Source organism: Clostridia bacterium, assembly GCA_034926675.1.
Lineage (GTDB): Bacteria > Bacillota > DTU025 > DTU025 > DTU025 > JAYFQW01.
Window position 1 is genome coordinate 48362 of record JAYFQW010000009.1, and the last position, 23474, is coordinate 71835.

Below are 23474 nucleotides of genomic sequence, written 5' to 3' on the forward strand. Positions count from 1 at the left end.
TTATCATCTGCGTGCCTGTTCGTCCCAGACGGAAGGAGAATCTGACAAATGCGTGCGGCCCATACTCGCCTTATGCGTCTGCTATTGATGACCATCGCCCTCACACTTGTCGCAGCCTCTTGCCACGGTGCGCCCCTTACTATCTACTTCAAAGATGGCGCCTACGTGACCTTCGACACCGACAAGATTGACCGCATGGTATATGCTAGCCCGTCTGGCCAGTCAGCTGCCAGCGCATTGCCGTTCAAGTTCACAACCGTTATCAGCGAAGAGGAGTTCGAAGACGGACTCGGCTCCGCATGGCTTCCGCTTTCGGCGGCAGGTGGCAACTTCGACCGCTTCGCCAAGGTACGCAACGGATTCGTAGTGGTGGATGTGCCCGCGGGCAACTGTTGGGGGAAGACAGGTGTGATGTCGGCGGTCCCAGTCGTCACAGTGTCGGCCGACTCCCCGAACACGGTCATAGTCAGGGTCGATCCGGCGAAAAACGACAGTTTCGTGATATCGTTGTCTCCTGTGCTCTACGCAGATACCTGGCTGCAAACGAACCTGTGGTTTCACTATGCCTCCGCTCAGCCGGGATCCCCTGCGGGATGCTATTACGCCGACGCACATGGGGCGTTCAAGTATGGCGGAACTGGAGAACTTCGCCCCAACACTCAGTCAGTGCCGGAGTGGATAGCCATAACGGTGAGGCCAGGAGCGGCAGATGTTTTCATTCAGGGTGAGGCGTCGCCTGCAACTGGCTCATTCCCGTGGATGACCCCGGGGACGCAGCTGTATGTGCATATTTTCTCCCACGCACGTGTTGACGGCGGCAGTTCGTTGCTGGCACTCGACTCAGTAACCGTAGTCAAGTAGACTCAGTCGCAGGGTGCACACGCTTGGACTTTATGGCGATTTCGTGGATTCTCACCGATTCTCCAATGTCCAGGCGGGACAGAATGGCGTTCTGAGCTGGGTTCATCTCCGTGGGCTGCACACGTCGATTGTCGGGGGTTTCGATCTTCATCTCCGCTTGTTGGCGGCGAACACCAAGAATCCGCCTGCAACAACCACGATAAGCTGCGCGATGCCGGGCTTTGTGTGCTGCTCTCTCTCCTTTGCAGACTATCACCTTCTGCCATGATACTGCTCCTACTTCAGAAGCGGGCACTTGCAGCGAAAGCAAATGTCATCTGAGACATTGTTCTTTGTGCCGCAGGCGGTGCAAAACAGGAAGGTATCCTTTGACTTGTCGTACTTCTCATATCCGCCAAATCCCCTATGATGTCGCACTCTATCACCGATGTCGAAGTAGTTGAACACAGTGTCGCTGTCTTCGTGTTGGTGTGTGTAAACCTTGCGGTTGTCTCGCTTTACCTTGTACTCATATGCCGTGTGAGTGGTGTGCGTCTCATTGGTCTTGTCATATGTGCGCCGTTCAAAGACCTGCTTTCCAACTACAACACCATCCCATGTGGTGTCACGACCCCTGCCAGCAATCTGCAGCAGGGCTATTGCGATGAACATCCCGCCTATGCCCGGCCCGTAGTATAGTGAGTGCGGCATCTCGAGCTGTCCGCTTACGTGCCCATAAATCGGGAACGCCACGATCACGATGACAGCCAGTATGGTCGCAAAGATGATCGACCACTTGCTAGGTGCTTTCTGATACCTTGCGAACGCTGGGTCATTGATCCTGGGCGAGAATCCTACTGAGCCCTGCAAGATAATCCTCCTCTCTACGATGACATAGCTGCACTTGGATGCGCGCAGTTCCCACCACAATGCGGGATATCCGTGAGGGCCGTGACTCGGCGTTTGAATGGCTGCGGCATGGCGAGCAGTGCGCATGAAGATGCCTATTGCCAGGCGATGCTGTCACCCGGCGTCAGCGCGGGCTTGTTTCGACACACGCTCATCGAACTCGATGGTGGTGACCGTGCCGCCCCATTCGCTGACTACCTGTGCCATGCAGGTCGTGGAATAGCCTATGCTGGTTCCAATCTCCAGTATGAGCGGAGGATGCGTCAGTCGCACGAGTAGTCTGAGTAGTCTAGCCACTTCGTCGGCCACAACAGGGCAATAGTCTCGCAGGCCTGTCGCCGCCGTATACAGGCTTTGACTAAGCGATGCCCTCTACCTCATAGAGGCATGCAATGTAGTCATGAACGGTCTTGGGGTCCATGGAGACTCCTCTGGAGCTCTGACCACGCCATGTCAATCCGAATAATCGCAGAAACCAACAGAGAAGAATGGCAACATGAAGGTTGATGCCGCGAAAACAGAGGAAAGCTGAAAAGGAAAGGGCTGGTGCTAGCAAGAATCACACATAGGCACAGTAAACACTGTCTGAGTCGGCAGTTTGGATAATGGGCGATGGAACGTCACTGTGAGGAGTGCAATTCGCTGAACCATGAAGATCACTGAACTGAGAAATGTCATACGAGACTATTCCCAAGAACAGCTTGCATTGTTGGTCACTGAGCTATACAAGGCGATGCCGAAAGCGGTAAGAGATGAGAAGAACATCGACGCAATAGTGCAGAACCCCGACGCGCAAGCGGTTCGGCGCCTTCGACCGTCGCATGAAGGTTCCAACCTTTGTTTCGATGATGTGGCCAGCGAGACACGGACGTTCATAGAGAATGCCAGCTGCCAATGCTACTTCGTGCCGAACAGGGTGATTACAAAGGGGCAGAGACCCAAGTGGAGGTTCATCGTGAGGCGCCTATATGGCAGCTTGGTGCAACTCTCCGCCCAACCGGAGTGCCGTCAGCCCGCGGCCGAACTGGTTGAACAGCTGTACAAGCTGCTATGCCGTGCGTGCCGTGTAGCATTATTCAGCACCTGCGAACCATTCCGGTCAGTTGGAATTCCGCAGACTGAGTTCTTCAGCCAAGTGCTTACGCTGAAACGCCAGTATTCGGATAAGAGCCAGTTTGTGCAGGAAGCAGTCGCGCTGGCAGTCAATGGCGGATTAGATGGGTCTACCACCACAACCGGCCTCATGCTTGTGTTTCTCGAGTTCCTGCCAATTCCTGATTTGAAACTCCGTGCAATAGCCGCTGCTGAGGAACTGAAGGATCAGATCATGAACGAGCGCCAGCAGGCGCGAGATTGGAGTGATCGATATGAAACTGAGGGTAGACTTAATCACCTGACTGAACTGGCCTTTCATTGCTATGCACAGCTGGGAGAATTCGAGAAGGCTATTGATTACTTTGATGCTCACTGCCTGGAGAATGATGAAGAGGTCAAGTTGTACGTCCTGGCGCAGCTTCTGTTCTACTGCTACCAGCAGCCTGAGCTCACTGCCGAGCAGATCAGAAAGGCCATGGCTCGAGGAGTGCGTCCACGCCCGGGACTCATCAAGCTGGCTGGTTCCATAGCGGTGAACAAGAAACTGCCGGAGCAGTTGCCGTGAGATCGCACCTCTACATGTCGGATCGAAATACTAGTTCAGTAATAGCCTGCGTATGGAACGCAGGGTTTTCCTCTCCGCAGCTAATACGTCAAGAGACCATCCCATAGGCATCGTTACACTCACAAAGGCAGCTTTCTCAGTATGTAGTCGATGTAAACCTGGTGCAGACTCTCTCCCTGGCACATTCGATCAATGCTTCTCTCCTCTTTGTGAACCACCTGCCAGCATTTGAAGAGGGAGTCCGCTTCTTCGTTCCCATAGAAGCTATGCATTACTGGGCCACCTTCTTCTTCCTGTATGAACTGATTGGCCCCGACTTCATTTCCAACCCCAAAGAGATCGTCCTGGATCGAGAGCAGATTGATGAAGGCCAGTCCTTCGGGCTTGAGCACCCGGCGCATCTCATCAACTGACCTGGAGATATCGGGCTTCGTCATGTGGAAGATAGAGTTGTACGAATAGACGAATCCGAAGCTGCAATTAGGGAACTCAAGCTGTCTCATATCACCCGGCGAGATGTTCAAGTTCATGCCGTAGGCTTTAGAGTAGTTGTTCGCCTCTCGAATGGCATCTTCAGACATGTCTATGCCAGTCGTCCGGTAGCCGCAGCAGTAGAAGAGGGATAGGGGAGGCAGATCTCCTCCGGCTCCGCAGTCCAACACCGTCCGCTCACCGTCCGTCTGCTCTGCCCAGAAGAGGAACTTGTACACGGGGTACGCACGAATCACGGGCATCACCGGCGTCATAAGAATCACTCCATATCCAGATACGGAAGCCATTGACATGCGGCATCGGGCAGTCGATTTCGTCCAAGCTTCATCGCCGCACTGTTTACTATCGGCGTGGTTCGACAATCGGCCTCCAGCACCTGCCTCACTCTGTCGGCAGAGGACCGATATACTGTGCGCAAGTATGGGCTGCTCTCCCGCTCGCTGCTGGGACATGTCGAATGCAGGAAAGCGATGCACTCTCCCAGAAGTAACATGCCATCTAGCTCTTTCGATTGTGTTTAGGGGGACGTGCATGGATCTGATGATTGACGCGGATATTCTGGCCTGCCAGTACGCGTATGCATATGAAGCAACACGGGGCTGGGATGCGGACGGGGCTCTCGATATGGATGGCGCAGTATGGGACGACGCGGGCTGGGCCATTTCCGGGTTCGATTCCGCAATCGAGCGAATGCTGAGGGAAACGAGGACGGAGAAGGCGCTCCTATGCTTCACCGGTCTGGACAATTTCAGGTATTCCATACTGCCCACATACAAGTCAAACCGCCGGGGAAAGCCTAAGCCCGTGTTGCTCGATGCGCTCATCGAGCACTCGCGGCAGGTGTGGGATTGCAAGGAAGAGGACTGCCTAGAGGCAGACGACGTCATGGGAATCATGGCCACTAGGTCTCCGGGAAGCTATGTCATTGCCACCACCGATAAGGACTTAAGGCAGATACCTGGGACTCACTACAACTGGAGAAAGCGACTTGCAGAAGAGGTCACGACGTGTGCAGCCGATTACTGGTTCCATTTTCAGGTTTTGGCAGGGGATTCGACCGACGGTTACTCTGGATGCCCCGGGGTGGGCGTATGCAAGGCCAAGGCGATCCTCGAGGGAGCAGGAGAGGATCCCTGGGCTTCGATTGTCACGGCGTTCGAGTCGAAGGGGTTTGCAGAGGAGGACGCGCTGATCCAGGCCAGGGTGGCCCGTATCCTTCGATGCGGTGATTACGACTTCAGACGGCGCAAACCTATATTGTGGCGGCCAGGCCCAGAAGGCGCCCGACCTGATAGGTGATGACCGCAAGCGTCCATCCAAGCACGAGTGGATATGCCACCGCAAAGGCGGTCCACGCCCGCGAGCCGGTCTCGCGCCGGATGGCGGCTATCGTGGCGATGCACGGTACGTATGTCAGCGACATCACCATGAAGGCGTAGGCCGAAAGGGGCGTCCAGTTGGCCTGGATCGCGCCGGCCACGCCCGTCTCTCCCGTCCCATACAGAACTCCGAGGGTGCCAACTATCAGTTCCTTGGCTATAGCTCCGAAGAACAAGGCCGCTGCAGCCTGCCACGTCCCGAAGCCGGCGGGTTTGAATATTGGGGCAATGGCGCTGCCTATCTGTCCTATCAGCGAGTCTGGGCTGCCCGGGGCGGCGCCCACGGGCAGGTTGGACAACGCCCACACCACGACCACCGCCATTAAGATGACTGTGCCGGCCTTGTGAAGAAACTCCTTGCCTCTCTCCCACGTCTGCAGCAGAACCCCTGATATCCTGGGCATTCGGTATGGCGGAAGCTCCATCACGAATGTGGACGAGACATCAGGTTTGATGAAGACGCTCAACACTCTGGCCACGACCGCGGCCAGCGCCACGCTCAGTGCGTATAGGGAGAAGACTACGAGCCCGCGGCGCTCGGCGAAGAAGACGCCAGCAAACAAGACGTATACCGGCAGCCGCGCTGAACACGAGATCAGCGGGTTGACGAGTATCGACACTAGCCTGTCGCGCGGGCTATCGAGGCTGCGCGTTGCCAGGATGCCGGTGACGTTGCACCCGAAGCCCAAGATCATTGGGATGAAAGCCTTGCCGTGGAGCCCAACGGCGCCCATGAATCTGTCGGAGATGAGAGCGGCTCGCGCCATGTACCCGACATCTTCGAGCAGCGAAATTGCGAAGAACAGCAGGAATATGGGGGGCGCGAACTCGAACAGCGCCCCTAGGCCCGCGATCACGCCGTCTGCAACGAAAGCGACCACGATCTTTGGCGCACCAGCCGCCCCCAACGCGCGCGCGGCCCAGGCGCCGAAGGTTCCGATTACGCCTCCAAGCCCGCCCGCGATGGGCGCACTCAGCGAGAATGTGAACTGGAACATGGCCCACACCACGCCGAAGAAGATGGGGTAGGCAAGCCACGGATTGAGCACTATGCGGTCGATCCGTTGAGACGGCGACTCCGCGGCGCGGTCGGGAGCGGTCGTGATGACCGACTGGGCGATTTCGGCTGCCAGCTTGTAGCGGCGCTCAGTGGCCAGGTCGTGCGACTCGATCGCCGGGCTTGACTCGATAGAATGTTCTGACTCCCGGCCCTGTTTCGGGGAACCGTCTTCCATGCGCCGGGCCGAGACGGCAGCGAACGCCGCGTCGAGCAGGTCGTCGATGCCTTTGCCGCGGACCGCCACCGTGGGCACGACCTCGACTCCCAGGGCTTTCGATAACCCTTCTACGTCTATGTTGAGGCCGAGTGCCTCCGCCTCGTCGAACATGTTGAGTGCCAGCACAAGATGCGTGCCCATCTCGAGCATCTGAATTGTGAGGTAGAGGTTCCTTTCAAGATTGGTGGAGTCCACCACGTTGATCACTACGTCGGGCCGTTCACGCATGATGAAGTCGCGCGCGATGGTCTCGTCCAGCGCCTGCGAACCCAAGCTGTAAGTGCCGGGCAGGTCGACTATGAGCGCGGACACTCCGTGTCGAGTCACGCGCCCTTCTTTCTTCTCGACTGTGACTCCAGGCCAGTTGCCTACGTGCTGGTGGGCGCCTGTTATGGCGTTGAAAAGGGCAGTCTTGCCCGAGTTGGGGTTGCCTGCGATGGCTATCACAGGCGCCGTGCGCGAAATGGAATCGATCATAATACGTTGGCCCTCCAAATGTGATATGTATGCTGCAAGAAATAGTAGACGTAGTCAGTTAGGGCCAACTAACTTTCGGCCCGTAAAAATGGTCCCCCCGTGGGACAGCGTCCACCGTTCATGCATTCAGGTGCCGTTGCGTCTGCCGCGCCAGCGACGCACACCTCGCCTTGGGTGTCCTGAGCAGGGACCGCTGGGGGGCAGGGCGCCAGACTTGCGATGCCTGTGCGGACCCTGGCAGGAAAGAGCGCATGCTGAACCGGGGCAGGGGCTAACAGTGATGCCTGCGGCTTCCGCCCGTCTGAGTCCGAGACGGCATCCTCGGGCACATATAATGATGGGATCGCCCAGAGGAGCGGCGCCTTCGAGGCGGACTTCGGTGCCGGGCGTCAAGCCCATGTCCATAAGCCTGCATTTGAGCGGACCCGGGCAGCCGATGCCGACAATCTTGCCGCGCGCTCCCGGGTCGAGCTCGTCCAGTGATGTTGCCCTTCCACTGTTGTTCACCGGTCGGCCTCCCTTTCCATGAAGTCTATCATGCCCGTCATAGTCTCTTTGCTGACTACGTGTTCTATTTGACACGCATCTTCCTCAGCCACCGTCTCGTCCACGCCCAGTACAGAGATGAGGAAAGATTTGATGGCCCGGTGCCTCTTGCAAACGGCTCGAGCTGCATTTTGCCCGTCCTCTGTGAGGTAGACTGGCCCGTATTTCTCCCGCATGATCAGGCCATGGTCGACTAGGAGGCCCATTGCCTGGTTGACGCTAGCCTTGGCCACTCCGAGCCTCGCGGCTATATCGGTAGTGCGCACGCCTTCATCGTCGCCGGCCAGCACCAACACTGCTTCCAAGTAGTCCTCTAGAGAGGGAGATATCTGGGCTCTGGGCTTGCTTGCAACCAACCCACTACCCCCAATTTCCGGCGCCGCCGTGCGGCGCAGAAGTAAGGGATGCCTAACACCTTCTGCCTTTAGTCTACGACACGGCGAGTATCGTGTCAAGATGCTGTTCAAATCGATAGAATAATCCCATCGTACGGTTAGGAGGAATCCCAGCATGGGCGGATAATGGATGGGGCGAAGGACAGGCTGCTGACCGTGCCCGGGAGTTGCCGCTGCTTCTTGCATCGACCCAGGGGAGTCGGGGGGCAAGCTTGCAAATGGCCCCCGGAGAGGAGGGTAAGGGATGAGCATTATCAGCTTCTTCGCCAACGTAACCGCTGGCCGAGGGCTGGGGATGACGATCCCTGCCCAAACGGTGAAGGCGCATGATTTGGACTAGGGGGGAGTCCATGAACACCGTAAACGCAGGCGATATCACCATCAACTCCGGTGGTTTCTGGTGCTTTGCCGGATGTGCAGGGACGTGCGGCGGCCTTGGTGGTCATGATGTAGGCCATTGCGGAGGGAGGGAGACTCGCAGACACGGAAGCACCCGCGTGATCAAAAGGCCGGTTCATGAGGGAAGAGCCTTTGAGGATCCCAGTGATAGCCCAGTACGCCGTCACCGACAACTGTCGCCAATGCTTCAATGACGGTTTTGATTTGACGCAACGAATCGACTTCGACAAGAGTACTGATGACACAAATCGGAACGTTGACATGCGGAGTCAGTTCTATCATAATCGTTATGGGCATATGATTGATATTCGAAGGGCAAGGAGCAGATCCGGGGAATGGGCTCACCAGAGGATAGGTGATATGGATGCCGTACATCTTTGGCCCAGTGCCTTGAAGGCGGTTGGGGTTGTCGCTGGAAGTGGACGTAGTACCCCTACAAGGTGTGTTCCTTCAATTGCATATGCTGCTAGGTTGGCAGGACCACCTGCAGGACTCTGCAACGCCAGGCTTTTGTGGATATCGACGATGTGATCGCCGAGTTGCGAGCAGTCTTGCCTCGGGCTAAAGCCAACTACACTACCCTGTCGGGATCGGGTGAGCCCACGCTCAGCCTTCACGTAGGCAGACTGATACAGGAGATTAAGAAGCTGACCTCGATACCGGTGGCAGTTCTGACCAATGGTTCGCTCTTAGGCCGTTCAGATCTCGATCAGGAACTGCTCGGCGCCGACCTCATGATCCCTTCTCTGGACGCAGGCAGTCAAAAGGTGTTTGAGAGAATAAACCGCCCATGTTTTGAGCTGAGCATAAGCGGCATCATCGATGGACTTGAGCGGTTCTCGATCCGCCGCGAGAACGGGTTGACCTACTTCGGATGCGCGCACGATTCTGAACAGGAGTTGATACCATGCCAAGACCGCCCAAGCTCAGACGTGTAGAGTTCATACCTCAGGTGACCGTGTTCAAGCCTGCGGGCGTGTCGCTGCGCGACCTGGAAGAGGAAGTGCTCACAGTAGAGGAGCTTGAGGCTATACGCCTCAAGGATCTGGCAGGTCTGGAACAAGAAGGGTGCGCAGAGCGGATGCAAGTGTCCCGGCCTACGTTTCAGAGAGTACTCTCTTCCGCAAGGGAGAAGGTGGCTCGGGCGCTCGTGGAAGGCAAGGCCATTCGTTTCGAGGGCGGAACGTATCGCCTGGCTCTGGGGCAGTTCAGATGCGGGTCGTGCAGCTATGAGTTCCAGGCTCCCTTTGCCGTAGCGCAGAGCGGGACAGACCCTGCTTGTCCGAATTGCGGCGCCGAACGCGGAAAGCGAATTGGACAGGCGGGACACGGACACGGAGCCGGAAGACCGGGCCCAGGACGCTGCCGCAGAGGATGCGGAAAGATTCAAAACACAGATCGCGATGCAGATCAGGAGATGAACTCGGAACTGCCGGAAGGACCGCAGACGCCGGAAGCGGGCGATTGACGGACTGACCGACTCGCGATTTGCTTTCGGTTTGATTGCTTCCGGCCACACCTCATTGCTCACCCATTTTCCTTGGTCAAATGGCATACGAACCACTGATTTGCACGGAAGGCAGACTTTTCGGCCTTGGTTATTGACATATGCCCATAACCTTGGGTATACTGATAACGAGCATATGATCATTATAACTAGGGAGGTATGGGATATGCCAAGAGGAGACGGAACGGGTCCAGCAGGCTTTGGACCCATGACTGGAAGATCTGCGGGCTATTGTGCAGGGTACGATGCCCCCGGGTTTGTGGACGCTCCCGGGGCAAGAGGCAGAGCAGGGGCTGGCAGAGGCTACAGGCGGATGTACTACGCCACAGGTTTGCCGGGTTGGATGAGGTATGGCTGCCGCGGATGGGTTGCTCGTGAAGTCGCGCTCGGATCTGCTCGTCCTGCTGCAGGCTTTCGAGGTGTGCCGTATGAAGGCCGCTACGCGAGCGACGATGCGGGAATGTCTGAGGAACGTGAGAAGCAGCTGCTGAGCCAGCAGGCGCAGTTCCTCAGGAGCGAACTTGAAGTGGTGGAAAGGCGAATTAGCGACATGGCGAGCCCGGACCGTGGCTCGACGGAAGGCGGCAAGTAACATGCATATTGCAATAACCGCTCAGGGCGTGGACCTGGATTCGACTATGGACCCGCGTTTCGGGAGGTGCCGGAATTTCGTCATCGTTGACCTTGAGTCTGACAAGTTCGAGGCGTTTTCGAACGAAAGCATCATGGCGTCTGGAGGCGCGGGCACTCAGAGCGCGCAGTTCCTGGCCAACAAGGGAGTGGACGCGGTAGTCACCGGCAACATCGGCCCCAACGCCTCACGCGCGTTGGAGGCGGCAAGCATCAAGGTGTACACCATGGCCTCAGGCACAGTGCGCGATGCTCTTCAGGCGTACAAGGCAGGCAAGCTCAGCACGGTTTCCGGGGCCACTGTGGACTCGCATCACGGAATGGGAAGACGTTAGGGCTGTAAGGCAGCGAAACTACCTCAACGATTTGGGAGGTTCGTCACACATGAAGATCGCGTTGGCAACGGATGGATCAGTGATATCACCGCATTTCGGTCATTGCTCCGAGTTCACGGTGGTTACGGTCGAGAACGGCAAAGTCGTGGACACGGCGACCGTTCCTAACCCAGAGCACCAGCCGGGGTTTCTACCGGAATACCTATCGAAATTCGGGGTGTCGTGCATAATCGCAGGCGGCATGGGCCCGAGGGCGCAGGAGCTGTTTGCCGCCAAGGGCATTCAGACTGTGGTGGGCGCTTCAGGGACTGTAACAGAGGTGCTCCGAGACTACCTGGCCGGATCGCTCAAAGTGGGCGAGAGCGCGTGTGACCACATAGATGGGGCCGAAGGACACGAGGGTCACGCGTCTTGTGACCATGGCAACCATTCGGACGACCATGGCCATCCCTGTGGGCACGGCAAGTAGGCTATGATCGTATCAGTGGCCAGCGGAAAAGGCGGCACAGGCAAGACGACAATCGCGGTCAACCTGGTCCTGGCTCTGGAGGGGACTATGCCCGTGGACTTCCTGGACTGTGATGTCGAGGAGCCCAATGCGCATCTGTTCCTCCATCCTGTGCTCGAGACCTCTGAGCGAGTCACTCTGCCTGTGCCTGTTGTCGACGAGAACAAGTGCAGCGGGTGCGGTACGTGCGCGGAAGTATGCGCGTTTCATGCCATTCTGTCGCTTGGAGGCCGTGCCATAGCATTCCCAGAGTTATGTCATGGCTGCGGGGGGTGTGCGCGCTTCTGCCCTACGGGCGCAATATCCGAGGTTCCCAGAGAAATCGGAGTGGTGGAGACTGGGAGGGCAGGCGATACAGGGGCGATCAGATTCGTCCAGGGACGAGTCAACATCGGCACTGCTCTGGCTCCCCCGGTGGTGAAAGCCGTTCGAAGCAAGGCCGGACCAGGCGACAGAGTCGTCATCATCGACTCGCCGCCCGGGACGTCCTGCCCGGTCGTAGCCTCGGTGAAAGGCAGCGACTACTGCCTACTCGTTACCGAGCCCACGCCGTTCGGGCTGAACGATCTGGCGCTGGCAGTGGATATGGTGCGGGAACTGGGCGTTCCATTCGGGGTGGCCATCAACCGCGCAGGGCTTGGCGATGACAAGGTCGCTGCTTACTGCAGACAGGAGCATATCCCCGTGTTGCTTGAGATCCCATTCGACAGGAGATATGCGGCTTCCTACGCTCGCGGCGGACAGCTTGTACGCGACTTCCCTGAGCTGGGCGATTCTCTGAGAGGCCTCTGGCGGCAGATTCGTGCTGCGGTGGGGCCGTTGCCAGAGGAGGGGGAAATGGCACGATGAAGGAACTGCTCGTCATCAGCGGCAAGGGTGGCACGGGAAAGACCTCTATCGTAGGAGCCTTTGCGGTTCTGGCGGAGAGCAAGGTGCTGGCGGACAGCGATGTGGACGCGGCTGACCTGCACCTTCTGCTCAACCCGACGGTCAAGACCATCAACGAGTTCCGGGCGTCAAAGCAGGCGGTGCTTGACCCAGCCAAGTGCGCCGGCCAGTGCAGCGCATCTGCCGCCTGCGCCGAGGTGTGTCGGTTCGGAGCTATCTCCCTGTCCTGTGGGACCGGCGCTGGAACCAACGCCGGCGGCAGCATGTCAGTCTCTGACACCGGCGGTGCTGCTGGCGCCGGTTTTCCCCACATCGATCCAGTCTCTTGCGAAGGCTGCGGCGTCTGTGCTCGTGCATGTCCTCATGGCGCGATCTCAATGGAGGATGTGGTGTCGGGGCACTGGTTTGTGTCCGATACAGCCTATGGTCCCATGGTCCACGCCAGGCTCGGAGTGGCCCAGGAGAATTCAGGCAAGCTTGTCACGCAGGTCCGACGTGAGGCGCGGGCCATTGCGGAGAGGCAGGGGCTGGAGTATGTAATCATCGATGGACCACCCGGCATAGGCTGCCCGGTGATATCGTCAATGTCCGGAGTTGACTTGGCCCTCATCGTCACTGAACCCACTGTTTCAGGGACGCACGACATGAGGAGAGTCGTGGAGTTGGCACACTACTTTGGGGTAAGAACGGCAGTCTGTATCAACAAGTACGACCTTGATGAGGCAAGTGCCGAGCAGATTGAAGAATACTGCCGCAGTGAGAGGATTGAAGTCGCGGGGAGGATCCCATTCGACGAAGGAGTGGTCGGCGCCTTGGTGAGGGGAGTGCCGATGGTAGCGAATGCCGACAGTTGCCCCGTTTGTGTGGGCGATTCAGTACAAGCATCAGATTCCGCCCGCCCTCATGGCAAAGCAGCGCTGGCCACACGGGAGCTATGGAGGAGGGTCGCGGTTATCCTGAAGCAAAGCCCAAGCTCCCAGGCGTACGCGAGAGAGGTAAGCATCCGGGATAGATAGAGGAAAAGCAGTGCATTGGTGAGTGTGCCTGCGGGAAACAGCTGGGGCAAGACTGGCGTCGAGTCCAAATCGCCGGTGTTTATCGTTGATGGTTCGTTTGCGACTCGACCAGGCCTCGTGCTAGTCAAACTAGACCCTGAGCTAACCACCAGTTACGTTGTTGCTCTTATGCCCACCTGGAACTATGACCCATGGTTCTCACGCAACGTGTGGGTTGGCGCTAGCGGCGCCACGGACAAGGCCGATGGATACGTCAACCTCATCGATTCGCAAGGCGCTGAGAGGTATGGAACCGATGGTTACCTTCCCATCAAGCCTACGCATGCGCCTGCGTGGATTGGGTTCAAGGTCTACCCCGGCAGAGTGGAGGTCTGCGTGCCAGGTATGGATGACCCTGCACCCATGAAGGCCGATTGGATTGGCGAAGGGACGCCAATATTCCTGAGTGTGTTCTCGTCGGCTCCCTACGAGTCGGGACCAACGGCTGTGGCCATCGATGAGATCCTCGTGGGACGGTAGGCACGGACTAGGGCCGGCCATTCGCGGCGGCTCGCGTAGCTCCTATCGAATTGGGGGAGAACGTGCGGGGGGCGAGTTTGACCTGGCCCCCCGTTGTCGTGCTTTCTGCCCCGGGCGCCATTCGGGCTTGTCATGGCTTTTCTGATCTCCTCACCACTTCCGCTCCCGTCATAATCACGTCGCTTCTGCGCTGTGAACCGTCCTCAGGAGAGAATTCGAGTTCAAACACCGCATCAAGTGACGAGAGGACTGGCTGCACGCGAGCCTTGACACCATTTATGGCTAAATAGTAATATAGACATAAAGGTGATGATGAAGCATGCTCGACCCGAAGATCGCGGCACGCGTGACTGTTTTTAAGGCCCTTGCCCACGAAACACGGGTAAGGATCGTGGAGATGCTAGCTGAGGAAGGCGAGAAGTGCGTGTGTGAGATTGTGGAGCGCTTGGACTTTGATCAATCAACCATCTCAAGGCATCTCAGCGTCCTGAGGAGTGCTGGAATCGTAGCCTCCAGGAAGGAAGGGCTCAACGTCTGGTACCGCCTCGAGACCCCCTGCGTCTACCAGTTCATGAGATGCATAGACGGGGTCAGCACGTGCAGCCTGAAGGAGTGAATCTGGTTGAAAGAGCTCAAGGCGTTTCTGCTCATTCTTGGAGTGTTCATTATCGTGTATCTCGCGCCTCTTGGAAACCCTCGTGTTCAGGCCGCTGTGCTTGAGGCCCTGTATATGCTGCAGGAATACGCTCGTCAGCATGTGCTGTTCTGCCTCGTGCCGGCTTTTTTCATAGCCGGCGCCATGCAGAACTTCATATCCGCCAAGTCAGTCATGCGATACCTCGGCAAGGGAGCAAAGCAGTGGCTTGCGTACGCCGTGGCATCTGTCTCCGGAGCGATCCTTGCGGTATGCTCCTGCACGGTGCTGCCCCTGTTCATGGGCATATACAAGAAGGGGGCGGGCCTTGGGCCGGCGACCGCATTTCTATACTCTGGCCCTGCCATAAATGTGCTTGCCATAATCCTCACAGCCAGGGTGCTAGGCTGGCAGATCGGGGTGGCAAGGGCGGTGGGGGCCATAGTCTTCTCGGTTGTTATCGGCCTGCTGATTGCGGCGATCTTCAGAGGAGAGGAATCCGAGAGGCAGAAGGGTTTCGCTTCCTCTTCCGTGGAGGCGGGCGGAAGAACACTGGGTCAGACGGTCGTGTACTTCGCTACCCTCGTGGGAATCCTGGTCTTCGCAGCTTGGGGCAGACCCTCGGAAGAGGTCGGGTTCTTCTACACAGTCTGGCGGATCAAGTGGCGCCTAGCCTTCACTCTACTCGGGTTCCTTGCCTACCAGGCCACAGCCTGGTTCAACCGCGATGAACTGGTGACTTGGAAGGACTCCACCTGGAGCTTCGCAAAGCAAGTGCTGCCTCTGCTTTTCGGAGGAGTGCTCCTTGCAGGTCTGCTAACGGGCAGGCCCGGCATTGATGGAGGCCTGATCCCGTCCGCCTGGGTGGCTAGGGTAGTAGGGGGGAACTCTCTCCTCGCCAACTTCACCGCCTCGGTGGCCGGAGCGTTCATGTATTTCGCAACCCTCACCGAGATACCGATCATCCAGGGGCTAATAGGATCCGGAATGGGCCAGGGGCCAGCACTTGCACTGCTCCTTGCGGGGCCAGCCTTGAGCCTTCCCAGCATGCTTGTGATCAACAGCATCCTAGGACCCAAGAAGACTATCACCTACGTTGCGCTCGTAGTGGTCATGGCCACACTTAGCGGGTGGGTATTCGGAGCAGTAATGGCCTAGATGGTTCAGTGGAAGGAGGCGCTCAAGTGAAGATCGAGATACTCGGAACTGGCTGCGCCAAGTGCAGGAAGACCGAAGAGATGATCGCCGATACTATTGCGAAACTCGGCGTAGAGGCTGAGATAGTCCACGTGACCGACCTTGATGAGATCGTCGACCGTGGTGTCATGATGACCCCAGCAGTGATTGTGGACGGGAAGACGGTAATCGAAGGCAAGATGCCTACTGAAGCCCAGATCAGGCAGTGGCTCCTGAAGTAACTGGCCGCATAGTGGTGAGTCGGAGGGGTGTTTGGGTGCAGTTCAGAGTGAGTCGCAACGAAATTCCTTGGTATCCAGCTGTTGACGCCGAGAAATGCTCCGGGTGCAGGTCATGTTATGACTTCTGCTCACACGCCACGTACATCTGGGATGAAGACGCCCAACGGCCCGTTGTTAAGAACCCCTTCAACTGCGTGGTTGGGTGCTCTACATGTGCGGCACAGTGCCCATCTCAAGCTATTGCATTTCCGCCGTTATCGATCCTTAAGCAGTACCGTGAGCCCAAATAGAGGCCCGGTGCAGGCCGATATCCCATTCATTAAGGAGGGGCCTACAACATGGATGCTGCGCACAACTCAGCTCAACCTAAGCCCAGAGGCGGGCTCGGCTTCTTTGAGAAGTATCTGACCCTGTGGGTAGCCATATGCATAGTGCTAGGCGTGGCAATAGGCCTCAGGATTCCGGCGTTTCCGAGAGTCCTCAGCCAGTGGGAGTATGCTCACGTATCTATCCCAGTGGCAATCCTCATTTGGTTCATGATATACCCTATGATGCTCCAGATTGACTTCGGAAGCATAGTCAGGGCCACCCGCCAACCCAAGGGGCTCACCATAACCCTGATCGTCAACTGGATCGTCAAGCCCTTCACCATGTTCGGCCTTGCTTGGCTCTTTCTCAAGATAGTGTTCGCCAGATGGATCTCTCCGGACCTGGCCCAGCAGTACTTGGCAGGCGCGATCTTCCTAGGCGCCGCGCCTTGCACTGCTATGGTGTTCGTGTGGAGTTACCTAAGCGGAGGCAACGCAGCCCACACCCTTGTTCAAGTTGCAGTGAATGACATAGTAATCCTGTTCCTTTATGCACCGATTGTCATATTCCAGCTGGGCCTGGCTGAGCTGGCCGTTCCTTACGACACCATCCTCCTCTCAGTGGGGCTCTACGTTGTGATCCCCCTAGTCGCCGGCTATCTCACCCGGATTCGGCTCATCCGCGCCCGTGGCGAGGAGTGGTTCCGGGAGTCATTCCTGCCGAGGTTCAAGCCCATAACCATCATCGGGCTTCTGCTCACGCTGATCATACTCTTCTCATTTCAGGGAGAGACGATCGTCGAGAATCCACTGCACATCTTGCTGATCGCCGTTCCGCTTACGATCCAGACGTACCTGATCTTCACTATCGCCTACCTCTGGGCACGAGCCTGGCGTGTTGATCGCACAGTGGCCGCGCCGGCTGCTATGATCGGGGCGAGCAACTTCTTCGAACTCGCGGTGGCAGTCGCGATCTCCCTGTTTGGGCTGGGCTCAGGAGCTGCCCTCGCTACAGTTGTTGGAGTGCTAGTAGAAGTTCCCATCATGCTCAGCCTGGTAGCTTTCGCCAACCGGACGAAGCAGTGGTTCTCCGAACCAGCCGTTGCCGGTTCTTGTGAGCATGTCGAAGCTAGCAATGGAGGAGGGCATGAACCTCGTGCCTGAGGTTGAAGGCCTCGCAGGACGCTTGGGAGAGTTGGTCAGGTCTCCTAGGAAAGGCGGCGCGGCGGCGCCGCCTTCCGACTATGCTTCTGTGCATACTCTCGTGCTTGTCCGGGCGAGCAGTCGCGGGCAGCGGGGCGGGATTCTCATTTTTGAGCGAAAGGTCGGGTGGAGATTCTCATCCGTGAGGATTTTCCGGCGGTTCGTGCTCAAAAATGGGAAAGTTCGCCCGGACCCGGGACGCGCACCGTCGAGGCGCGACTGAGTGCCGTCAGTGGATCGCGAGCAGATCGCCGTTGCCAGGATGGCCTCGGGGGCACAACGCGCGTAGCTGGGCCTAAAGGAAAGGCGGCGCGGCGGCGCCGCCCACCTCATATGGTTTCGTGCTTGCCCGGGTGAGCGGTCGCGGGCGACTGCGCTCGAATCCGGCATTCCCTCCTCTGGCAGGCAGTTTGACACGTCATCGCTTTCGCGTATATACTGTGTGCAAACCTGAACTCAATAGTGAAACGCGATGATGGGGATGAGTACTCGCTGAGTACCGGGCACAGAGAGCTGGCCGTGGCTGAGAGCTGGCACTGTGGAAAGGCGTGGAACATGGCCCCTGAGCGGTCGCCCGAACCTCCGCGAACGCGATTTGAGCGAGAGTGTGCAGTGATGCCCCATATCTGCGTAGAATACGTGGGCCTGCATGTTTCGCCAAATGCTGCGCGTGGAGCAGTAGGCGCGAACGGGAGCGCCCGTTAGTGCGCCGGGGTCTGGCGGATAACATCTGCCGCACCTGCCGAGGCGTTGTCCCGCGAGGGCGCGCGAACCTGGGTGGTACCACGGAGGTTAGGTCCTTCCGTCCCGGGGCTTTTGGCCCCGACGGGAGGGCTTTTTGTATGTCCCGCGGGGCTATGGGAGGGTGAGAAATGGCAAGGTTACTGCATCGACTCCAGCAAGGACATTTCACAGTGACGGTGGAAGTCAACCCGCCGAGGAGTGCCGATGTCACCAAGACCCTCGCGAGGGTCCGCCGGTTTGCCGACAAGGTGGACGCGGTGAACGTTGCGGACTGCCCCATGGCTCATGTGCGCATGAGCCCCATTACACTGGCGCACCTGATCCAGCGGGATGTGGGAGTGGAGGCGGTATTTCATCTCACGTGCCGCGACCGGAACATCATCGGAATGCAGGCGGAACTGCTAGGCGCATCTGGGCTCGGGGTGAGGAACATACTCGCACTCAGGGGCGATGACCCGTCCCGCGGAGATCACCCCGACGCCATGGGCGTGTTCGAGATCGATGCTATAGGCCTGATCAAGCTTGCATCGGCGTTGAACTCTCGCCACACAGTCGCTGGCGGAGATCTTGAGCAGGCATCCGATTTCGCCATTGGATGTGTTGCCAACCCCACGGCAGCAGATCTGGAGGCAGAGGTATCGCGCCTGGAGGAGAAGGTTGGGGCCGGGGCGCACTTCGTCCAGACACAGCCCGTGTACGATCCGCGTTCATTTGAGCGGTGGCGATCCAAGATAGATGGACGTGTGGGCGTGCCGATTCTGTATGGAATCCTTCCGCTGAAGGACTACGCTTTCGCCGCGAATCTCAGGAATACGGTTCCAGGAATTGACGTGCCTGACTGGATTATCGACCGAATGCGCTCCGGCGCTGCGGACGAGGGTTATCGCCTTGCAGGCGAACTTCTCGCGGAGATCGGTCCGAGCATATCCGGGATACACGTCTTTCCAATGAACAGCTCCGAGCGAGTGCTTCGGCTGCTGGATGTTGTGACGGAGCTGGGCCTCACCGGCCCGAGGGTGGTGAATCAGTCATGAGCGGCGAGGCGCGTGAACTCGCGAACGCGGTCGATCGCGATGTGGCGGTCGGTCGCGAGGTGGCGGTCGGCCGCGAGGTGGCGGTCGGTCGCGATGTGGCAGTCGGCCGCGATGTGGCGGTCGGTCGCGAGGTGCTGGTGTTCGACGGGGCCACCGGGACGATGCTTCAGTCGCGCGGCCTTCCTCCGGGCCACTGCCTGGAGGCATGGTGCATTGAGCGGCCAGATGAGGTTGGATGGGTGCACCGGCAATACGTAGAGGCCGGCGCCCAGGTCATCGAAACGAACACCTTCGGCGGCAGCCCACTGCGGCTTGCCCATTACGGACTGGCTGACTCTGCGTGCGCGATCAGCATCGCCGCAGTGAGGATCGCGAGAGAGGCCTCTGAAGGGCGTGCGCTGGTCGCAGCGTCGATGGGCCCACTTGGGGTCATCATGGAGCCCATCGGCGACTACTCCTTCGACGAAGCGTACAGGCAGTTTTCGGTGCAGGCTAGTGCTTTCGAAGAGGCTGCCCCGGACTTCATAATCATCGAGACCATGGCGGATCTGAATGAGATGAGAGCGGCACTCCTGGCCTGCAGAGACCACGCCTCGGGAGTGAAGGTGATAGCTCAGATGACGGTGGACCGCTCTGGCCGCACTTTCACGGGGACTTCGCCTGACGCAGCGGCTCTTGTGATGCAGTCGATGGGGGCGTCAATAGTGGGGCTCAACTGCTCAGTTGGCCCGGATCTGCTGATCGGCGCCGTGGAGTGCATGGCCAGAGTCGCTCGCGTGCCCATCTCAGTGCAGCCCAATGCAGGGCTGCCGCAGCTGGATGCTTCGGGGCGCACCGTGTTTCCGATGGGGCCAGTGGAGTTCGCGGAGTATGGCCCCAGGCTCGTGGCAGCTGGGGCATCCATTGTAGGCGGATGCTGCGGAACCACTCCAGAGCACGTGCGGCTCCTCCGCGCCGCTGTCTCAGGGCTCAGGCCTGCGGGCGCAAGCCTGGACCGCAGCGACTCCGATGGCAGGCGCGGATGCACAATCGCGGGCCTATCATCGGCGGCGTTCGGAGGGATCAGTTCCAGGACCACGCCCGTTCTGTTTGCAGATGATGGCCTCCCAATCCTCATAGGGGAGCGGATCAACCCCACCGGCAGGAAGGCCATGGCTCGGGCGATATCCGAAGGCGATTTCGGCCCTGTGCAGCAGGAGGCGAGGGCGCAGGAAGCGGCAGGCGCGCATGTGCTGGATGTGAATGTGGGGGTGCCGCTTGTTGACGAGCCTGCCGCAATGGCAGCCGCCGTCCGGGCAGTTCAAGAGGCCACCGCCCTTCCGTTGTGCCTGGATTCCGCGTCTCCTCGTGCCATTGAGGCCGGGCTCAGGGCGTATGTGGGGAAAGCGCTGATCAACTCGTTCAGCCTCGAGCCCGGGCGGGCAGAGGCGGTCCTGCCCTTGGCTGCAAGGTACGGCGCCTCGGTGATCGGCCTCACCATCGACGAGGATGGAATACCTTCCACTGCTGAAAAGCGCCTTGCCATAGCCAGGCGGCTTGTGGCGGCGGCGGCATCCTACGGCATTCCCTCCGAGGACGTGATCATCGATACCCTGGCCCTCGCAGCAGGCGCTCAGCAGGAGCAGGCGTCTGAGACACTCCAGGCGATTCGTCTGATCAAATCCGAGCTTGGCTGCCGGACGTCCCTCGGGGTGTCGAACGTATCGTTTGCACTTCCGAACAGGCAGTTTCTCAACTCCGTCTATCTGGCCATGGCTCTGGAAGCAGGGCTCGACATGGCGATCATCAATCCTCTTGACACTCGGCTCATGGACACGGTGAGGGCGGCTCGGGTTCTCTTGGCACGGGACCGAAACGCAGAGCGGTACATCTCCGTCGTTGGGCCGAAGAGACTGGGGCACGAACTCAGCCCTGATCCAAGCCAGGCTACACAGGTGGGTCACGTGGCCCAAGCTCGCCGCGCGGCTCAGGCTGACTGGGCAGCTCATACCTGCCAGGCTGCGCGAACTGCCCGGGCTGATCAGGCTGGCGAGGCAGGCCAGGCCAGCCAGGCGGACGAGGCTGCATCTCAGGAGGAGTTGTGTGCCCATATCCGCGATGCGGTTCTCCACGGCGACCGGGCCGCGGCGGAATCGCTCACTGAGAGCGCTCTTGCAGGTGGGGCTGAACCCTCAAGGCTGCTCGCGAAATGCCTGATCCCGGCCATTGAGGAGACTGGCAGGCGCTTCGCTGCGGGCACGTTCTTCCTGCCGGAGTTGATGCTCTCCGCCTCTGCGATGCAGGCCGCGGCAGGCCGGATTCAGGCTAGAATGAGTCCTCTCGATCTGGAGAAGTCCTCCCGCGGCACTGTGGTGATAGCCACTGTGAAGGGAGATATCCACGACATTGGGAAGAACATCGTCTCGATGTTCTTGGAGAACAACGGATTCCGCGTTGTGGACATCGGAAGGGACGCCAACCCGGCGGTGGTGCTGGAGACGGCACGGAAAGCCTCTGCGGATGTGGTGTGCCTGAGTGCCCTGATGACTACCACAATGCCTGGGATGAAAGATGTGATTGACCTGTTTGCCATGGAGGGGTTTGCGTGCCCCGTGATAATCGGCGGAGCGGCAACTTCGCGGGCGTTTGCCGAAAGGATAGGCGCCGCTGGGCATGGCCGAGATGCGTCGGAGGCAGTCTCTGAAGTCGCAAGGGTCATCGCCGAGCGCGCAGATAGATCAGGGGGTGAGCAGTCACATGCATTACAAGAGCTTTGATGAGATAAATGAGAAGATCCGCCGAAAGAAGGCTGTCGTGGTAACAGCGGAGGAGATCAAGGGAATTGTGGACGAGAAAGGACCTGAGCAGGCTTGCCGAGAGGTGGACGTGGTCACGACGGCCACGTTCGGACCGATGTGCTCCTCAGGCGCCTTCCTCAATTTCGGTCACTCCGACCCGCCGATCAGGATGAGCAAGGTGTGGCTTAACGACGTCCCTGCTTATGCTGGCATCGCCGCGGTAGATGCGTTCATCGGTGCGACCGAACTCTCCGAAACCCGCGGGTTCGAATATGGCGGAGCACATGTAATCGAGGACCTGATCGCCGGCAAGAAGGTGCAGCTCCGAGCCACGTCATATGGGACGGACTGCTACCCGAGGCGTGAGATCACCACTTACATTACGAAGGACTCCATCAACCAGGCGGTGATGTTCAACCCCCGGAACTGCTACCAGAACTACGGCGCTGCGGCGAACTCGTCGGATCGGACGATCTACACTTACATGGGCGCCCTCCTTCCGATGCTGGGCAATGTGAACTACTCGACATCTGGAGAGCTCAGCCCGCTCATATGTGACCCGCTCTATCGCACGATAGGGATCGGAACTCGCATCTTCCTAGGAGGCGCCCAGGGCTACATCGCATGGGAGGGGACGCAGTGCAACCCCTCGCAAATTCGGGCGGAGAATTCCGTGCCAATAGGCGGCGCTGCCACCCTGAGCCTCATCGGGAACATGAAGGAGATGAGCCAGCGCTACATCAGGGCAGCAACCTTCCACAAGTATGGAGTGTCGATGTTCGTTGGGGTGGGCATCCCCATACCCCTGATCAATCCGGAGGTGGCGCAGAACGCAGCAGTGCGGAACCGGGACGTATACACCCACATCTTCGACTACAGCGTACAGCGGCGATCCAAGCCTGCCCTGGCGAGAGTGTCGTATGAACAGCTCCGGAGTGGTAGTGTGCAACTCGGTGGACGTTCAGTGCCCACTGCTCCCCTTTCAAGCCTGAAGATGGCGCGGGAGATTGCGGACGTGTTGAAGGGCCAGATATCATCGGGTGAGTTCCTCCTGCAGGAGCCGGTGATGTCGCTGCCTGCAGAAGCATCGCCGAAGTCATTGGAGATTGACGAGGTGGCAGATAGATGAACAAGAAGATAAAGGTCCTGTTCACATTCCCTCCCGGCATGGTTGGTAAGCCAATCACCTACTGCCTCGTGAAGGACTATGACCTGTGGGTGAACATCCTCCATGCGGAGATAGCGCCTGATAAGGCCGGCAAGCTTGTGCTGGATATCGAAGGGCGAGAGGAAGACGTGGAGCGCGCCCTCGACTTCCTCGCCTGCGAAGAACTGCAGGTTCAGATACTCAACGGAAGCATCTCCTGGGACGAGGATCGCTGTCTGCACTGCGGCGCCTGCACATCAGTGTGTCCTGCCCACGCCCTGACCCTGGATCCAGTTGACTGGAGCCTGAAGTTTGACCGCGAGAAATGCTACGTGTGCAAGCTGTGCACTCTGGCCTGCCCGGTGAAGGCCATGAGCATGCCCATCTAGACATCTGACGGCAAGTGCGCACTGTGCCGGGTGGAGGTGTATG

The 23474-nt window shown here is 58.6% G+C and carries 27 protein-coding genes; 21 read left to right on the forward strand and 6 right to left on the reverse strand.

Annotated elements, in window-relative coordinates:
• Positions 1–48 precede the first annotated feature (48 nt).
• On the forward strand, positions 49–861 hold the full coding sequence (locus tag VB144_03945; GenBank protein MEA4882811.1) for a hypothetical protein: 813 nt from the start codon (positions 49–51) through the stop codon (positions 859–861).
• 276 nt (positions 862–1137) lie between these two features.
• On the opposite strand, the gene VB144_03950 is transcribed toward VB144_03945, so the two are convergent.
• Both VB144_03950 and VB144_03955 read right to left on the reverse strand, forming a co-directional pair.
• Positions 1138–1710: a hypothetical protein gene (locus VB144_03950; GenBank protein ID MEA4882812.1), complete on the reverse strand. Its 573-nt coding sequence runs from the start codon at positions 1708–1710 to the stop codon at positions 1138–1140.
• Positions 1711–1863: 153 nt separating this feature from the next.
• A complete protein-coding gene (locus tag VB144_03955) occupies positions 1864–2046 on the reverse strand; it encodes a hypothetical protein (protein MEA4882813.1) in 183 nt (60 codons plus the stop codon).
• Between the two features lie 352 nt (positions 2047–2398).
• On the opposite strand from VB144_03955, the gene VB144_03960 reads away from it, so the two are divergent.
• Complete coding sequence (locus tag VB144_03960) at positions 2399–3409, forward strand: hypothetical protein (GenBank protein MEA4882814.1); 1011 nt, start codon at positions 2399–2401, stop codon at positions 3407–3409.
• 119 nt (positions 3410–3528) lie between these two features.
• On the opposite strand, the gene VB144_03965 is transcribed toward VB144_03960, so the two are convergent.
• Positions 3529–4155 (reverse strand): class I SAM-dependent methyltransferase, encoded by a 627-nt coding sequence (locus VB144_03965; protein ID MEA4882815.1) that lies wholly within the window; start codon positions 4153–4155, stop codon positions 3529–3531.
• Between the two features lie 277 nt (positions 4156–4432).
• Between VB144_03965 and VB144_03970 the strand changes: the two genes are divergently transcribed.
• Positions 4433–5200, forward strand: a complete 768-nt coding sequence (locus VB144_03970; GenBank protein MEA4882816.1) for a T7 exonuclease — start codon at positions 4433–4435, stop codon at positions 5198–5200.
• Here VB144_03970 and feoB read toward each other — a convergent pair.
• The 3 genes from feoB to VB144_03985 all read right to left on the reverse strand — a co-directional run bounded on the left by feoB (position 5154) and on the right by VB144_03985 (position 7936).
• On the reverse strand, positions 5154–7034 hold the full coding sequence (gene feoB / locus VB144_03975) for a ferrous iron transport protein B (protein ID MEA4882817.1): 1881 nt from the start codon (positions 7032–7034) through the stop codon (positions 5154–5156). The two genes, VB144_03970 and feoB, sit on opposite strands and share 47 nt — an antisense overlap.
• Before the next feature lie 126 nt (positions 7035–7160).
• The gene (locus VB144_03980) at positions 7161–7616 is read right to left on the reverse strand and encodes a FeoA family protein (protein MEA4882818.1); all 456 of its coding nucleotides are present in this window, start codon (positions 7614–7616) and stop codon (positions 7161–7163) included.
• Entirely contained in the window at positions 7538–7936 is a 399-nt protein-coding gene (locus VB144_03985; protein ID MEA4882819.1) for a metal-dependent transcriptional regulator, read from the reverse strand. The genes VB144_03980 and VB144_03985 overlap by 79 nt, the downstream gene beginning before the upstream one ends.
• A 965-nt stretch (positions 7937–8901) precedes the next feature.
• Between VB144_03985 and VB144_03990 the strand changes: the two genes are divergently transcribed.
• The 18 genes from VB144_03990 (at position 8902) to VB144_04075 (ending at position 23431) form a co-directional block, all read left to right on the forward strand.
• Positions 8902–9312, forward strand: a complete 411-nt coding sequence (locus tag VB144_03990) for a hypothetical protein (GenBank protein ID MEA4882820.1) — start codon at positions 8902–8904, stop codon at positions 9310–9312.
• Complete coding sequence (locus VB144_03995; GenBank protein ID MEA4882821.1) at positions 9282–9842, forward strand: DUF134 domain-containing protein; 561 nt, start codon at positions 9282–9284, stop codon at positions 9840–9842. Before VB144_03990 ends, VB144_03995 begins: the two co-directional genes overlap by 31 nt.
• Positions 9843–10047: 205 nt before the next feature.
• Positions 10048–10473 (forward strand): DUF5320 domain-containing protein, encoded by a 426-nt coding sequence (locus VB144_04000; GenBank protein ID MEA4882822.1) that lies wholly within the window; start codon positions 10048–10050, stop codon positions 10471–10473.
• Between the two features lies 1 nt (position 10474).
• The gene (locus tag VB144_04005; protein ID MEA4882823.1) at positions 10475–10846 is read left to right on the forward strand and encodes a NifB/NifX family molybdenum-iron cluster-binding protein; all 372 of its coding nucleotides are present in this window, start codon (positions 10475–10477) and stop codon (positions 10844–10846) included.
• A gap of 49 nt (positions 10847–10895) precedes the next feature.
• Entirely contained in the window at positions 10896–11315 is a 420-nt protein-coding gene (locus VB144_04010; GenBank protein ID MEA4882824.1) for a NifB/NifX family molybdenum-iron cluster-binding protein, read from the forward strand.
• A gap of 3 nt (positions 11316–11318) precedes the next feature.
• Complete coding sequence (locus VB144_04015) at positions 11319–12203, forward strand: ATP-binding protein (GenBank protein MEA4882825.1); 885 nt, start codon at positions 11319–11321, stop codon at positions 12201–12203.
• Positions 12200–13258: an ATP-binding protein gene (locus tag VB144_04020; GenBank protein MEA4882826.1), complete on the forward strand. Its 1059-nt coding sequence runs from the start codon at positions 12200–12202 to the stop codon at positions 13256–13258. Before VB144_04015 ends, VB144_04020 begins: the two co-directional genes overlap by 4 nt.
• Before the next feature lie 15 nt (positions 13259–13273).
• Entirely contained in the window at positions 13274–13777 is a 504-nt protein-coding gene (locus VB144_04025) for a hypothetical protein (GenBank protein MEA4882827.1), read from the forward strand.
• Between the two features lie 319 nt (positions 13778–14096).
• The gene (locus tag VB144_04030) at positions 14097–14393 is read left to right on the forward strand and encodes a metalloregulator ArsR/SmtB family transcription factor (protein ID MEA4882828.1); all 297 of its coding nucleotides are present in this window, start codon (positions 14097–14099) and stop codon (positions 14391–14393) included.
• Positions 14394–14399: 6 nt separating this feature from the next.
• Positions 14400–15569, forward strand: a complete 1170-nt coding sequence (locus VB144_04035) for a permease (protein ID MEA4882829.1) — start codon at positions 14400–14402, stop codon at positions 15567–15569.
• A gap of 26 nt (positions 15570–15595) precedes the next feature.
• Entirely contained in the window at positions 15596–15829 is a 234-nt protein-coding gene (locus VB144_04040) for a thioredoxin family protein (protein ID MEA4882830.1), read from the forward strand.
• A 47-nt stretch (positions 15830–15876) separates the two neighbouring features.
• Positions 15877–16119 (forward strand): 4Fe-4S dicluster domain-containing protein, encoded by a 243-nt coding sequence (locus VB144_04045; protein MEA4882831.1) that lies wholly within the window; start codon positions 15877–15879, stop codon positions 16117–16119.
• A gap of 48 nt (positions 16120–16167) precedes the next feature.
• Complete coding sequence (gene arsB / locus VB144_04050) at positions 16168–17301, forward strand: ACR3 family arsenite efflux transporter (GenBank protein ID MEA4882832.1); 1134 nt, start codon at positions 16168–16170, stop codon at positions 17299–17301.
• Positions 17294–17563: a hypothetical protein gene (locus VB144_04055; protein ID MEA4882833.1), complete on the forward strand. Its 270-nt coding sequence runs from the start codon at positions 17294–17296 to the stop codon at positions 17561–17563. Before arsB ends, VB144_04055 begins: the two co-directional genes overlap by 8 nt.
• A 649-nt stretch (positions 17564–18212) precedes the next feature.
• Positions 18213–19118: a methylenetetrahydrofolate reductase gene (locus tag VB144_04060; GenBank protein ID MEA4882834.1), complete on the forward strand. Its 906-nt coding sequence runs from the start codon at positions 18213–18215 to the stop codon at positions 19116–19118.
• Complete coding sequence (locus tag VB144_04065) at positions 19115–21874, forward strand: homocysteine S-methyltransferase family protein (protein MEA4882835.1); 2760 nt, start codon at positions 19115–19117, stop codon at positions 21872–21874. Before VB144_04060 ends, VB144_04065 begins: the two co-directional genes overlap by 4 nt.
• Positions 21855–23024, forward strand: a complete 1170-nt coding sequence (locus tag VB144_04070; protein ID MEA4882836.1) for a homocysteine biosynthesis protein — start codon at positions 21855–21857, stop codon at positions 23022–23024. The genes VB144_04065 and VB144_04070 overlap by 20 nt, the downstream gene beginning before the upstream one ends.
• A complete protein-coding gene (locus VB144_04075) occupies positions 23021–23431 on the forward strand; it encodes a 4Fe-4S binding protein (GenBank protein ID MEA4882837.1) in 411 nt (136 codons plus the stop codon). The genes VB144_04070 and VB144_04075 overlap by 4 nt, the downstream gene beginning before the upstream one ends.
• The last annotated feature ends 43 nt before the right edge of the window (positions 23432–23474 follow it).